This window comes from Streptomyces sp. NPDC059718 (assembly GCF_042733315.1).
In the GTDB taxonomy this organism is placed as follows: Bacteria; Actinomycetota; Actinomycetes; order Streptomycetales; family Streptomycetaceae; genus Actinacidiphila.
Map to the genome: position 1 here is coordinate 19,684 of NZ_JBHWGA010000036.1, position 13,375 is coordinate 33,058.

The 13,375-nt window shown below is 73.6% G+C and carries 13 protein-coding genes; 4 read left to right on the plus strand and 9 right to left on the minus strand.

Annotated features, from left to right (window positions below; all coding sequences use genetic code 11):
- Positions 1-7: 7 nt before the first annotated feature.
- From ACFV3E_RS32480 to ACFV3E_RS32495, 4 genes are all read right to left on the minus strand, one after another.
- Positions 8-643, minus strand: coding sequence for a TetR/AcrR family transcriptional regulator (locus ACFV3E_RS32480; RefSeq protein WP_500537902.1), 636 nt, complete (start codon positions 641-643; stop codon positions 8-10).
- 126 nt (positions 644-769) lie between these two features.
- Positions 770-1,924, minus strand: coding sequence for a spore photoproduct lyase family protein (locus ACFV3E_RS32485; RefSeq protein ID WP_500537903.1), 1,155 nt, complete (start codon positions 1,922-1,924; stop codon positions 770-772).
- Positions 1,925-1,990: 66 nt separating this feature from the next.
- On the minus strand, positions 1,991-2,818 hold the full coding sequence (locus ACFV3E_RS32490; RefSeq protein WP_500537904.1) for a DUF3152 domain-containing protein: 828 nt from the start codon (positions 2,816-2,818) through the stop codon (positions 1,991-1,993).
- 188 nt (positions 2,819-3,006) lie between these two features.
- The gene (locus tag ACFV3E_RS32495; protein WP_500537905.1) at positions 3,007-3,717 is read right to left on the minus strand and encodes a TetR/AcrR family transcriptional regulator; all 711 of its coding nucleotides are present in this window, start codon (positions 3,715-3,717) and stop codon (positions 3,007-3,009) included.
- 119 nt (positions 3,718-3,836) lie between these two features.
- Between ACFV3E_RS32495 and ACFV3E_RS32500 the strand changes: the two genes are divergently transcribed.
- Positions 3,837-5,057, plus strand: coding sequence for a saccharopine dehydrogenase family protein (locus tag ACFV3E_RS32500; protein ID WP_500537906.1), 1,221 nt, complete (start codon positions 3,837-3,839; stop codon positions 5,055-5,057).
- Here ACFV3E_RS32500 and tgmB read toward each other — a convergent pair.
- The 5 genes from tgmB to ACFV3E_RS32525 form a co-directional block, all read right to left on the minus strand.
- Positions 5,024-5,980, minus strand: coding sequence for an ATP-grasp ribosomal peptide maturase (gene tgmB / locus ACFV3E_RS32505; RefSeq protein ID WP_500537907.1), 957 nt, complete (start codon positions 5,978-5,980; stop codon positions 5,024-5,026). The two genes, ACFV3E_RS32500 and tgmB, sit on opposite strands and share 34 nt — an antisense overlap.
- 14 nt (positions 5,981-5,994) lie before the next feature.
- Positions 5,995-6,186 (minus strand): putative ATP-grasp-modified RiPP, encoded by a 192-nt coding sequence (gene tgmA / locus ACFV3E_RS32510; protein ID WP_500363573.1) that lies wholly within the window; start codon positions 6,184-6,186, stop codon positions 5,995-5,997.
- 243 nt (positions 6,187-6,429) lie between these two features.
- Positions 6,430-7,917: a cryptochrome/photolyase family protein gene (locus tag ACFV3E_RS32515; protein WP_500537908.1), complete on the minus strand. Its 1,488-nt coding sequence runs from the start codon at positions 7,915-7,917 to the stop codon at positions 6,430-6,432.
- Positions 7,918-8,082: 165 nt separating this feature from the next.
- Complete coding sequence (locus ACFV3E_RS32520; protein WP_500537909.1) at positions 8,083-8,637, minus strand: GNAT family N-acetyltransferase; 555 nt, start codon at positions 8,635-8,637, stop codon at positions 8,083-8,085.
- Positions 8,634-9,539: an amidohydrolase family protein gene (locus ACFV3E_RS32525; protein WP_500537910.1), complete on the minus strand. Its 906-nt coding sequence runs from the start codon at positions 9,537-9,539 to the stop codon at positions 8,634-8,636. Before ACFV3E_RS32525 ends, ACFV3E_RS32520 begins: the two co-directional genes overlap by 4 nt.
- Positions 9,540-9,679: 140 nt before the next feature.
- Here ACFV3E_RS32525 and ACFV3E_RS32530 point away from each other — a divergent pair, with 140 nt between their 5' ends.
- From ACFV3E_RS32530 to ACFV3E_RS32540, 3 genes are all read left to right on the plus strand, one after another.
- A complete protein-coding gene (locus ACFV3E_RS32530) occupies positions 9,680-10,879 on the plus strand; it encodes a CaiB/BaiF CoA transferase family protein (RefSeq protein ID WP_500537911.1) in 1,200 nt (399 codons plus the stop codon).
- Positions 10,880-10,909: 30 nt separating this feature from the next.
- Complete coding sequence (locus ACFV3E_RS32535) at positions 10,910-12,052, plus strand: acyl-CoA dehydrogenase family protein (protein WP_500537912.1); 1,143 nt, start codon at positions 10,910-10,912, stop codon at positions 12,050-12,052.
- Between the two features lie 82 nt (positions 12,053-12,134).
- Positions 12,135-13,349 carry an acetyl-CoA C-acetyltransferase gene (locus tag ACFV3E_RS32540; protein ID WP_500363563.1) on the plus strand — a complete coding sequence of 405 codons (1,215 nt, stop codon included), beginning with the start codon at positions 12,135-12,137 and terminating at the stop codon, positions 13,347-13,349.
- Positions 13,350-13,375: the final 26 nt, after the last annotated feature.

Below are 13,375 nucleotides of genomic sequence, written 5' to 3' on the forward strand. Positions count from 1 at the left end.
GGCGCCGTCAGGGAGCGGGCGCGGGGACGGGTCCGGGGCGGACGCCGAGCGCGGGCAGGATCACCGCGTCGAGGAAGGCCAGCAGGTACCTCTGGGTGGGCGGGACGCCTTCGAGCACCTGCCGGGTGGCGAAGGCGCCCAGCAGCATGGGCACGAGGTAGGGGATCGCCGGGTTGTCCGCGCTGATCTCCCCGCGGTCGACGGCGCGCCGCAGCAGGGTGTCCAGGCCCGAGCGCTCCGGCTGGATCATGACCTCGCGCAGGGCGTGCAGCAGGTCGGGGTGGGCGTGCAGGGCCATGGCCAGACCGCGCATGAGCGCGCAGTCGCGCTCCAGCCGCCGGTCGTCCTCGAGGGTCAGCAGGGCGCGCAGGTCGCCGCGGAGGCTCCCGGTGTCGACGTCCCCGGCGCTGACGGGCTTCTCGTGCCGCAGTGCCATGGCGACCAGCTCGGCCTTGCCGCCCCACTGGCGGTACAGGGTGGCCTTGCTGCAGTGGCAGCGGGCGGCGACGGCGTCCATGGTCAGGGCCTCGTAGCCGACCTCGCGGAGCAGGTCGAGGGTGCTCGCGTAGACCGCGGCCTCGCGTTCCGGGGTGAGGCGGCTGCCGCGGCGGGCGGTGACCGGGGCGGTGACCGGTGCGGGCATGGGCCCTCTCCCTCCTAAACGAAACGGTTTCGTACTCGTCTGAGCATAGGGTCGGAGTCTATCGAAACGAAACGGTTTCGTACGTGGTCTGTGTCACGCCGCGGACGGGAACTCCCGGAGGAAGCCTCAGAAGGCGTAGCGGATGCGGAGCCACGGCGCGTGCTCCGCGGCGAGCGCCAGCAGCCGGCGTACGGACGCCGCCTTCTCCGCGGCGCGGTAGCGCACGTTCAGATCCCCGTTCTGCGAGCGCTTCGGCTCCTGCAGCGCGGGGCGCCACAGCAGTTCCTCGGCCCGGGGATGCCAGCCCAGGTTGACCTCGTGCAGCCCGGCGTTGTGGGTGAGCATGATCACCTCGGCCGCGGCCTGGGCCTTCACCGCCGCCGGAAGGACGTCGTCCAGGTGCCGGAACAGCTCCGCCCACGCGGCCTGCCAGCCGGGGCGTACGACGACCGGCGACAGGTTGAGGTGCACCTCGTACCCGGCCTCCAGGAAGTCGCCCGCGGCGGCGATCCGTTCGGCCACCGGGCTGGTGCGGACGTCCAGCAGCCGGGAGTCCTCGGGCGGCATCAGCGAGAAGCGGATCCTCGTGCGTCCCCGGGGGTCGAGCCGCAGCAGGTCGGGGTTGACGAACTTGGTCGCGAAGGAGGCCTTCGCCGTGGGCCACTGCCGGAAGGCCGATACGAGGTCGGCGGTGTTGTCGCTGATCAGGGCGTCCACCGAGCAGTCGCCGTTCTCGCCGATGTCGTACACCCACGCCCGCGGGTCGCACTGGTTCGGCGCGGGCTTGCGGCCCTGCTCGGCGACGTGCCGCGCGATGCGGCCGATGACGCGGTCGATGTTGGTGAAGGTGGTGACCGGGTTGGCGTAGCCCTTGCGGCGCGGGACGTAGCAGTAGGCGCAGGCCATGGCGCAGCCGTTGGAGGCGCCGGGCGCGATCCAGTCGGCCGAGCGGCCGTTGGGGCGGACGGTGAGCGTCTTCTTCACCCCGAGGACCAGGGTCCGCGTCTTCACCCGCACCCAGCGCGCGGCGTTGCCCTCGTTGCCGTGCAGGCCCGGGATCCGCCAGTGCGACGGCACCTCGACGACGACGGCGTCCGGGAAGCGGGCGAGGATCTCCCGCCCCCGCGGGGACGCGGCCGCCTCCGGCTCCGCGTAGACGGTGCGGACGTCCAGCAGACGGGCGGCGGCGGGGGAGTCGCGGAAGGACGCGCCGCCCGCCGCCCTGTGCCGCGCGGGCAGGACGTCGTCGAGCGGGAAGAGCCCGTCCGGTTCCGGTGCCACCGTCCCGACCCTACCCGGACGGTCGGGGCCGCCCGGGTAGCCGGCGTGCGGCGGCCCGGTCGCCCGTCACGGGACGGCGGGGCCGGTGATCATCCGGCCGTGCCGGTCGTACGGCCAGGCGTTGGCGACGCAGCCGTGCAGGCCCTTGATCTGTTGCATCATCGCCGGGGCGGGCCGCCCAGGACCGGGGCAGCCACGGTGGCCGCGGCCGAGACGGTGGCCGACCTCGTGGTTGACGATCAGGGCGCGGTACTCGGCCGGGCGGCCCTTGTAGTACGGGCTCAGCAGCACCCAGCGCTTGAGGTTGACCACGACGTCCTTGCCGCCGCTGCAGTTGACCTCGCCGCCGGTGTCCAGGCCGTACCGCGCGCACAGGGCGTCCGTGGTGTCCGGGGTGGCCAGCCGTACGAGGAAGTCGTACGGCGGCGCGGCGACGCGCCGGAAGGCGGCTCCGGCCGTCGTCCAGCCGCGCTTGTCGGCGAGTATGCGGTCGACCTCCGCGGCCACCGAGGCGGCGGAGAACCCGGTGCCGTCCTCGACCTCCACGCCGTACCGCAGCGGGGTGCCGTGCCCGATGGTCCGCCGGCTGCCGGCGGCCTTGGTGAACCTGCCGTCGCCGTGCTCCGGCACCCGGGTCGCGGTCGGAGTCGGGGTCGGCGTTGCCGTCGGCGCCGGCGTCCGTGGGGGTGCCGAAGGCGGCAGGACGGAGGCGGCCGGGCCGTGCCGGCCGGCCGCGGGGACCGCCCGTTCGTGGGCGTTCTGCACGGCCGGCACCGCGCACAGCGCGCCGGCGCAGACCCCGAGGACCGCGAGGCGCGGGACCGTCACACGCCACCGGGGCTTCGTGGCGGGGGCTCGGTCCGTCCGGCGGTGCTTCATTACGTCGTACTCCATACGGCCGCGTGTGGACCGGCGGCGGGCGCCGGAGCTCACGCTCCTCTCACGGTTGTGCGGTCATGCCGGCGGGCAGTGCGACGCCGGCGGAAGGGCTCGACGGGTGCTCCGGCGATCCCGGACCCGCGCAGGTCACAGGCAGGTCCGGCTTTCAAGTATGCGCAGGGAGGTGAACGGGAGGTGAGCCCTCAGGCTTCCCGCGACGCGGCCAGCCGGGCCGCGGCGCTGTCCAGGAGCATGTCGAGGGCGGTGGGGTAGGCGCTGCGGTTCATGCGGTCGACCAGCAGGCCGGCGGTGGCCGCGATGTGCGGATGGGTCCGCGCCGGGAGGCGCGCGTATGTCTCCCGCCACACGTCCCGGTCGGCGGACCGGGCGGCCTCGGGCAGGGCCAGGGTCGCCGCGTCCAGCGCCGCGAAGGCCAGGGCCTGGTCGATGAAGGCCTGGTAGATCGCGACCGCGGCGGGGTCGGGGAACCCGGCGGTGCGCAGGATGCCCAGGACGGTCTCGTCGGCCGCGGTCTCGTGGGCGCGGCCGGAGACCCTGCTGGCGGTGAGCACCGCCGCCTGCGGATGGGCGAGGTACGCCGTGTGGATGCGCAGCCCCAGGTCGCGCAGGTCGGCGTGCCAGGTGCCGGTGGACCGCCAGCCCTCCACCGCCCGGCCCATCAGGTCGTCCGCGATGGCCAGGGTGAGGTCGTCCATGCCGCGGAAGTAGCGGTACAGCGTGCTCGGGTCGGCGCCGAGCGCGGTGCCCAGCCGGCGCACGGTCAGCCCGGCGGAGCCGTGCTCGCGCAGCATCCGCAGCGCGGTGTCGACGATCAGCCGGTGCGAGAGCACCGCCCCGCTCCTGGTGGGGCGCCGGCGCCGGCGTGCCGCCTCCTGGACGACCTTCTTTGGCACGTGCCCCTCCCTTCCCGTCTGGGCCGGCCTTATGCCAACACCATTGACCATACGTCGCGCGGCGGCGTTTCATCCCTGGGCAGAGGCGCCTCCGCCTCGGAAACGGAGACTTGTCAGCCATGCGTGTACTGCTTGTGGGAGCCGGCGGGGTGGGTACCGCCATCACCCGGATCGCCGCCCGCCGCTCGTTCTTCGAGGCCATGGTCGTCGCCGACCGGGACCTCGTCCGCGCCGAGGCCGCCGTCGCGGCCGTGGACGACGGGACGGGCCGGTTCTCCGCCGCCCGCGTCGACGCCTCCGACGAGGCCGCTGTCACCGCGCTGCTCGCCGAGCGGCGCTGCGACGTCCTGCTCAACGCCACCGACCCGCGCTTCGTGATGCCCCTGTTCGGTGCCGCCCTCGCCGCCGGCGCCGACTACCTCGACATGGCGATGTCGCTGTCCCGCCCGCACCCGGAGCGCCCCTATCAGGAGTGCGGGGTCAAGCTCGGTGACGAGCAGTTCGAGCGGGCCGCCGAATGGGAGAAGGCCGGACGGCTGGCCCTGGTCGGGATGGGCGTGGAGCCGGGCCTGTCGGACGTCTTCGCCCGCTACGCCGCCGACGAGCTGTTCGACGCGATCGAGGAGATCGGGGTGCGCGACGGCGCGAACCTCACCGTCGACGGCTACGACTTCGCACCGTCGTTCAGCATCTGGACCACCATCGAGGAGTGCCTCAACCCGCCGGTGGTCTACGAGGCCGGACGCGGCTGGTTCACGACCCCGCCCTTCAGCGAGCCCGAGGTCTTCGACTTCCCCGAGGGCATCGGCCCCGTCAGTTGCGTGAACGTCGAGCACGAGGAGGTGCTGCTGATGCCGCGCTGGGTCGACGCGGGGCGCGTCACCTTCAAGTACGGCCTGGGGGAGGAGTTCATCGGCACCCTCAGGACCCTCCACCAGCTCGGCCTGGACCGCACCGAACCCGTCGCGGTGAGCAGCGACCTGGGAGCGGCCCGGGTCAGCCCGCGGGACGTGGTGGCCGCCTGCCTGCCGGACCCGGCGACACTGGGCGAGCGCATGCACGGCAAGACCTGCGCCGGGACGTGGGTCAAGGGGACGAAGGACGGCCGGGCGCGCGAGGTGTACCTGTACCACGTCGTCGACAACCAGTGGTCGATGCGCGAGTACGGCTCGCAGGCCGTCGTCTGGCAGACGGCCGTCAACCCCGTCGTGGCCCTGGAACTGATGGCCACGGGCACCTGGGCGGGCAGCGGGGTGCTGGGCCCGGAGGCCTTCGCACCGCGTCCCTTCCTCGACCTGCTGACCTCCTACGGCGCCCCGTGGGGCGTACGGGAGTCCTGACAGCCGCCCAGCCAGTCGGCGATGGCCGCGGTGATGGGCTGCCCCGTCGCCAGCTCGACGAAGCCGAACTGCCCGCCCTGGTTGCACTCCAGGAACCACCAGGTCCCGTCGGTGTCCTCGGCGAAGTCGAAGGCGCCGTAGGCGAGTCCGGCCGCGGCCATGTACTCCCGCACCGAGCGCGCGATGCGCGCCGGCGGCTCGACGGGCTCCCAGTCGGCGTCCTCGGGGCTGCCGAACCGGCCGTCGACCTGGTCGGGGCCGGACTTCTTGCGGGCCGCGAACAGCCCCGTCCCCACGCAGGTCAGCCGGATGTCGGCGGCCTTGGGTATGTACTGCTGCAGCAGTGTCGGCCCGGCGGCCACCGCGGAGAAGTCGGCGTCCGGGGCGACCAGCGTGGTCGGCAGCGCCATCGGCGGATCGCCCGGGTGCGTGCCGGAGACCGACTTGACGACCAGCCGCGGGTGCTGCTCGGCGAACTCCCTCGCCGCCTGCGGGAAGGTGGTGATGAGCGTGGCGGGGACCGCGAACCCGCAGTGGTGCGCGGTGAACAACTGCCACGGCTTGTAACGGGCCTGCGCCGCGGCGCCCGGGTGGTTCATCCACCGGGCCCGCACGCAGCGCAGCGCCCCGTACAGTGCTCCGCCGGCCTCGGCGGTCAGCCAGGCGGACTGCTCCGCCGCGCCCGCGCCGGGTGTGCCGGGTCTTCGGATCCAGATCGAGCGCACGCTGTCCATGCTCACCATGCGCTCCTGGACCGACAGGTACCCGCGTACGTCACCGCGTACGTACTCGGCGGACATGGACACCTCGCCGGGGAGGTCCGCAGGGTCCAGGCGGACCACCGGCGTCCCGCGGTCGTGCAGCGCGGCCACCACGAGGTCGGCTGTCACGTCCTCGGGTGAGGTGAGGATCAGGACGGTCATCGGGTTCGGGGTGCTCAGTCGTCGAAGTGCGTCTTGGAGCCTGCGGTGGAGACGGTGGCGGCCGTGGCGAGCAGCAGCGCGCGGTCGGTGATGACGGGGCGTCCGTCGGGGAGCACGTTCAGCTGCAGGGCGGAATCGTAGGTGTACGGCGAGACAAATGTTTCGGGTGTGGCCGGCCGGGCATGAATCAGCGCGAACGGTCGCATGGCTTCTCCTCACTACTCCTGCGCGTCGGGCAGCAACCAGCTCCAGTGCCCAACTGCGGCCCTACGTATGAGACTCACATGGGCCCCTGAACCGTTCCCTGTTACTGGTGTGACGCAGGTAACTATACGTGCCTGAAGTGCATTGAGTTCGCTACGCAGAGTGACGAAGCGACTCTCGTTCGTAGGTATCGCCAGGGGGCACCGGTGTTCGCGTACCCCCTGCACGGCCGAGGTTGCGCACCGTCACGGAGCTCGTCGTCCGCGTTCCTCCTCCAGGGCCAGCACCTCGGGCAGGTTCCCCAGCCGCTCCAGCCCCCGAACCGCCCTCGCCGTACGGTGGTTGGCGGCGAGCAGGTCCCGGTGCCGGTGCACGAAGGACCAGTACCCGGTCGTGTACGGGCAGGCGCGCTCGCCCGTCCGTTCGGCGGGCCGGTAGGCACAGCCCTCGCACAGGTCGCTCATGCGGTGGATGTAGGCGCCGGCCGAGGTGTACGGCTTGGTGGTCATCAGCCCGCCGTCCGCGTACTGGGACATCCCGACCACGTTCGGCGCCATCACCCAGTCGTGGCCGTCGACGAAGCAGCGGTGGAACCAGTCCGTCAACTCCGCCGGGTCCCAGCCATGTTGGAGGGCGTGACTGCCCAGCACCATCAGCCGGGGGATGTGGTGGGTCCACCCCGTGTCGCGGACCTGGGCCAGCACCGTCGACAGGCAGCGCGCCCGCACCGCTTCCGCGTCCAGTTCCAGGAACCAGCGCGGCAGCCGTGTGTGGTGGCGCAGTTCGTTGCGGTGCCGGTAGCCGGCGCCGAAGTGCCAGTACAACTGCTGTACGTACTCCCGCCATCCGGCGACCTGCCGGACGAAGCCCTCCACGCTGTTCAGCGGCGCCTCACCGGACCGCAGGGCGCGCTCCGCCCGCTCGACGCACTCGGCGGGGTGCAACAGCCCCAGGTTCAGGGGGGCGGAGAGCAGGCTGTGGCTCATCACCGGGTCCCCGGCGAGCATGGCGTCCTCGTAGCGCCCGAACTCCGGCAGCCGGTGCGCGACGAAGGCGCGCAGCGCCGACAGGGCCTCGCGCCGGGTCGCGGGGAACAGGCGGGGGCCGTCGCGTCCCACGAAGCGGACCCGGCCCTCGCGCTCCCAGCGGTCCAGGTCGCGCCGCACCTCCTCGTCGATCTCGTCCTCGTGCGGCCGCCAGGGCGGCGGCACCCCGAGACCGTCCCGGTCGCGCGGCGGCGGCTCCCGGTTGTCGTGGTCCAGGTTCCAGCGGCCGCCGGCCGGTTCGCCGCCGTCCATCAGCAGGTCGTGGGAGCGGCGCACCCAGCGGTAGAAGTCCTCCAGCAGCAGGCGTCCGCCGGAGCGGCCCTCCAGCCACCCGGCGAAGTCCTCACGCGGCACCAGGAATGCGCGGTCCGGCAGCACCTCGACCCGGTCCAGCGACTCCACCAGCCGCAGCGCGGCCCGGGAGCTCGGCCGGCACACGGTCACGCCCGCGTCGCCGACCGCCTCGCGCAGCCCCTCGCGGTAGGTGTCGGCCCGCACGTACCGCACGCGGTCGCCGAGTTCCGCCGCCCGGTGCCGCATCGCGGACAGCACGAGATGGGCCTTGGCCCGGTGCGAGCGGCGCCGGGCGAACGCCGAGCGTGCCTCGATCATCACCACGGGGACGCCGGGGTCGAGGAAGTGCGGCCCCAGCTGGTCGCCGAAGAGCCAGTGCGGACGTGGCGCCATGCGGGCTGCCTCCGGTGCGACGTCGGACGGGACGTCCGGGATGTGCGGGATGTCCCGGGCGGGGGACATCCTTCAGCACGGCGGTGCCCGACGCCCGCAACGGCGCCCGTGGCGGTCCGGCAGTGTCGTCGTACCGGAGTACCGGAATAGGCGCCCCGGGCCGCGTCACCCGCCCTGTGCGCCGCCGGGCGGGGTGACGTCGCGCTGCCAGCGGATCTCGCCGTCCACGACGAGGGACGTCGCGGCCAGGCCCGCGGCCGCGGCGACCGCCCCGGACGCCCGGTGCCCGGGGTGGACGTGGGCGACGACGCGGTCCACGGGGAGCGCGGCGAGCCAGGCGACGAGGGCGACGGCCGCCTCGGTGGCGATGCCCCGGCCCTGCCAAGGGGTGCCGACCACCCAGGCGACCTCCGCGACCGTGCCGTCCGGCGTGTCCCACGCCACCGTCGCCTGCAGGGTGCCCGCGAGGCGGTCGTCCGCGCGGAGCCGGATCACCCAGTTCCACCAGGACACGCTCGGGTCCCCGGAGCCGGCGACCAGGCGGGCGTAGCGGGCGCGCAGGCCCGGCGCGTCGTACGGCGTGCCGCCGGTGAACTCGTGGAGCCGGGGGTCGCCGAGCACGGCGGTCATCTCCTCGGCGTGCTCCACCAGCAGCGGTTCGAGCACCAGCCGCGGCGTGGTGAGCGTCTCGGGGCCGCCGGGCCGCAGGGGCGGCGTCACCTGGCGAGCCCGAACAGCCGGACGGCGTTGCCGTGCAGGACGCCCCGCGTCCACGCGTCGCCCAGCTCCAGCCGCGTCAGCGCCTCCAGGGCGTGCGGGTACGCGTACGGGATGTTGGGGAAGTCGCTGCCGAACAGGACGCGCTCCCCGAGGTCGGCCAGGCGCCCCCGCTCCGGGGGCGGGAAGGGCGCCGCGGTCTCGCTGAAGTCCGTGAAGGCCATCGTCGTGTCCAGGTGCACGCCCTCGTACCGCCCGGCGAGGTCCAGGAACGCCCCGTACTCGGGCATCCCCATGTGGGCGACGACCAGCCGCAGCCGGGGGTGCCGGGCCAGCAGCCGCGCGATCGGGCCGGGACCGGTGTGGCGGCCGGGGACGGGCCCGGACCCGCAGTGGGTGACGACGGGGACGCCGCTGTCCGCGAGCAGCCCCCAGACGGGGTCGAGCAGCGGGTCGTTGGGGTCGAAGGCCCCGACCTGGACGTGGCACTTGAAGACCCGGGCGCCCGCCTCCAGCGCCTGCCGGACGTAGCCCGGCGCCTGCGGCTCCGGGAAGAAGGTCGCCGTGTGCAGGCAGTCGGGCGTGCGGGCGGCGAAGCCGGCGGCCCAGGAGTTCAGCCAGGCGGCCATCGCGGGCTTGTGCGGGTAGAGCATCGAGGTGAAGGCGCGCACCCCGAACGCCCGGAGCGTGGCCACCCGCGCGTCCTCGTCGGTGCGGTAGGCGATGGGCCACGGCCGGCCCGTGAGCGGGCCGGCGGAGTCGAAGTACGCCCAGACCTTGGCCAGGACGCGGTCCGGCATGAAGTGCGTGTGCACGTCCACGATCCCCGGCAGGCCCAGGCCCTGCCAGAGCTCCCTCACCCGTACGGCGTCGTCCGGCGGCGCCACGTCCGTCACCTCTGCCACTGTGCCTCCTCCATGGCGGTGATCCTCACACGAACCGCGGCCCGCCGGGGCTGCGGCCCTTGTCAACGGCATCGCGCATCCATAGCATCGCCAGTGTTACAGCAATACTGTCATGCTCGTTTCGAAGCCGGAGGCCCCCGATGACCGAGGCGGGAACGCGACCCGGGGAAGCGGTCTCCGCCGGCGGGCCGCTCGCCGGTGTGCGCGTGGTGGAGCTGGCCGGCATCGGCCCGGCCCCGTTCGCCGCCATGCTGCTCGGCGACCTCGGTGCCGACGTCGTCCGCGTCGACCGGCCCGGCGGCGCACGGCTCGGCATCGACCCGGCGCACGACGTCACCAACCGCAACAAGCGCTCCGTGGTCGCCGACCTCAAGAGCGAGGAGGGCGCGCGGCTGGTCCTGGACCTCGCCGCGCGCGCCGACATCCTGCTGGAGGGCAACCGCCCCGGCGTCGCCGAACGCCTCGGCGTCGGTCCCGCCGACTGCCACGCCCGCAACCCCCGCCTCGTCTACGGCCGGATGACCGGCTGGGGCCAGGACGGGCCGCTCGCCCCGCGCGCCGGGCACGACATCGGCTACATCGCCGTCGCCGGGGCCCTCGGGATGATCGGCTCCGGCGACGGACCGCCCGCGGTCCCGGCCAACCTGCTCGGCGACTACGCGGGCGGCTCCCTCTACCTCGTCACCGGCGTCCTCGCGGCCCTGCACCACGCCCGCGCCACCGGCACCGGACAGGTCGTCGACGCGGCCATCGTCGACGGCGTCGCCCACCTCGGCGCGATGATCCGCGGCATGGTCGCCGCCGGCGGCTGGCAGGACCGGCGCGGCGCCAACCTGCTGGACGGCGGCTGCCCCTACTACGCCGTCTACGAGACCGCCGACGGCGGCTGGATGGCCGTAGGCGCCCTGGAACCCGCCTTCTACGCGGAGTTCGCCCGGCTGCTCGACCTCCCCCACGATGCGCCGGACCGGGGCGACCTCGGACGCTGGGACGAGCTGCGCGCCGTGATCGCGGCCCGCTTCAAGTCCCGTACCCGCCAGGAGTGGACGGAGGTCTTCGAGGGCAGCGACGCCTGCACGGCGCCGGTGCTGTCGCTGACGGAGGCCGCGGCCCACCCCCACCTGGCCGCCCGCGGCACCTTCGCCGGCGCCGGCGGCATCACCCAGCCCGCTCCCGCCCCGCGCTTCTCCGCCACCCCCGGCGCGCTGCGCCGTCCGCCCGCGATGCCCGGCGCGCACACCGCCGAGGTCGCCCGCGACTGGGACCTGCCGGCGCCCGCCCCCGGGGCCGCGCCGCCCACCACCACCCTCGTCGAGCAGGCCGGGGACCGGCTCCCGTAGCCGGGCCACCGGCGGAAGGCAGGCACAAGCATGCAGCGCGACCTCTTCACGGCCGAGCACGAGGCGTTCCGGGAGACCGTGCGGACCTTCCTCGCCAAGGAGGTGCTGCCGCACCACGAGCGCTGGGAGAAGGCCGGCATCGTCGACCGCGAGGCCTGGCTCGCCGCGGGCCGCCAGGGCCTGCTCGGCCCGGCCGTCCCCGAGGAGTACGGCGGCGGGGGCAGCGACGACTTCCGCTACGCGGTCGTGCTGGCCGAGGAGTTCGCCCGCGCCGGCGCGCACGGGCTCGCCCTCGGCCTGCACAACGACATCATCGGCCCGTACCTGACCGGACTGGCCACCGAGGAGCAGAAGCGGCGCTGGCTGCCCGGCTTCTGCAGCGGCGAGACCATCACGGCCATCGCCATGACCGAGCCCGGCGCGGGCTCCGACCTGCAGGGCATCCGCACCACCGCCACCGACGCGGGCGACGCCTACGTCCTGAGCGGCTCCAAGACCTTCATCTCCAACGGGATCCTCGCCGACCTCGTCGTGGTCGTCGCGCGCACCACCCCCGAAGGCGGTGCGCGGGGGCTGAGCCTCCTCGTGGTGGAGCGCGGCATGCCCGGCTTCGAACGCGGCCGCAACCTCGACAAGATCGGCCAGAAGGCCCAGGACACCGCCGAGCTCTTCTTCCGCGACGTACGGGTGCCCAAGGAGAACCTGCTCGGCACCGAGAACCAGGCCTTCTTCCACCTGATGGCCAACCTCGCCCAGGAGCGGCTCACCATCGCCGTCGCCGCGGCGGCCGCCGCCGAGCACCTGCTGGACCTCACCACCACCTACGTCAAGGAGCGCGAGGCCTTCGGCCGGCCGCTCGCCCGGCTGCAGCACATACGGTTCGAGATCGCCGAGATGGCCACCGAGTGCGCCGTCACGCGCACCTTCGTCGACCGCTGCGTCGGCGAGCACGCGGCGGGCCGCCTCGACGCGGTGCACGCGTCGATGGCCAAATGGTGGGCGACGGAACTGCAGAAGCGGGTCGCCGACCGCTGTCTGCAACTGCACGGCGGGTACGGCTACATGAGCGAGTTCCCGATCGCCAAGGCCTTCACCGACGGACGCATCCAGACCATCTACGGCGGCACCACGGAGATCATGAAGGAGATCATCGGCCGTTCGCTGCTCGGCTGATCCGGCCCCATCCCCGCCCGTCACCCCCACCGGCACCGCCACCGACATCCCCACCGACACCCTCATCGAAAGGCACCCGACGTTGAGCACCGACGCCTACGTCTACGAGGCCATCCGCACCCCGCGCGGGCGCGGCAAGGCCAACGGCTCCCTGCACGGCACCAAGCCCATCGACCTGGTCACCGGCCTCATCGACGAACTGCGCCGCCGCCTGCCGGGCCTCGACCCGGCCGCGATCGACGACATCGTGCTCGGCGTCGTGACCCCGATCGGCGACCAGGGCTCCGACATCGCCAAGACCGCCGCCATCGCCGCCGGGCTGCCCGAGACCGTGGCGGGCGTCCAGGAGAACCGCTTCTGCGCCTCCGGTCTGGAGGCCGTCAACATGGCCGCCGCCAAGGTGCGTTCCGGCTGGGAGGACCTGGTGCTCGCGGGCGGCGTCGAGTCGATGTCCCGCGTCCCCATGGGCTCCGACGGCGGGGCCTGGGCCATGGACCCGATGACCAGCTACACCACGGGCTTCGTGCCCCAGGGCGTCGGCGCCGACCTCATCGCCACCATCGAGGGCTTCAGCCGTCACGACGTCGACTCCTACGCCGCCGAGTCGCAGGCGCGCGCCGTCGAGGCCTGGAAGGAGGGGCGCTTCGACCGCTCCGTCGTCCCCGTCGTCGACCGCAACGGCCTGGTCGTCCTCGACCGCGACGAGCACATCCGGCCCGGCACCACCGCGGAGAGCCTGGCCGGCCTCAAGCCCTCCTTCGCCACGATCGGCGAGGCGGGCGGCTTCGACGCCGTCGCGCTGCAGAAGTACCACTGGATCGAGAGGATCGACCACGTCCACCACGCGGGCAACTCCTCCGGCATCGTGGACGGCGCCGCCCTGGTCGCCATCGGCAACCGCGAGACGGGCGAGCGCTTCGGCCTGACCCCGCGCGCCCGCATCGTCTCCGCCGCGGTCTCCGGCTCCGACCCCACCATCATGCTCACCGGCCCCGCCCCCGCCTGCCGCAAGGCGCTCGCCAAGGCCGGGCTGACCGTCGACGACATCGACCTCGTCGAGATCAACGAGGCCTTCGCCGCCGTCGTCCTGCGCTTCATGCGCGAGATGGGCCTGAGCCACGACAAGGTCAACGTCAACGGCGGCGCCATCGCGCTCGGCCACCCGCTCGGCGCCACCGGCGCCATGATCCTGGGCACCCTGATCGACGAACTGGAGCGCCGCGACCAGCGGTACGGACTCGCCACGCTGTGCGTCGGCGGCGGCATGGGCATCGCCACCGTCGTCGAGCGTCTCTGACCTCCTGTCCCGCACCCCGCAACGGA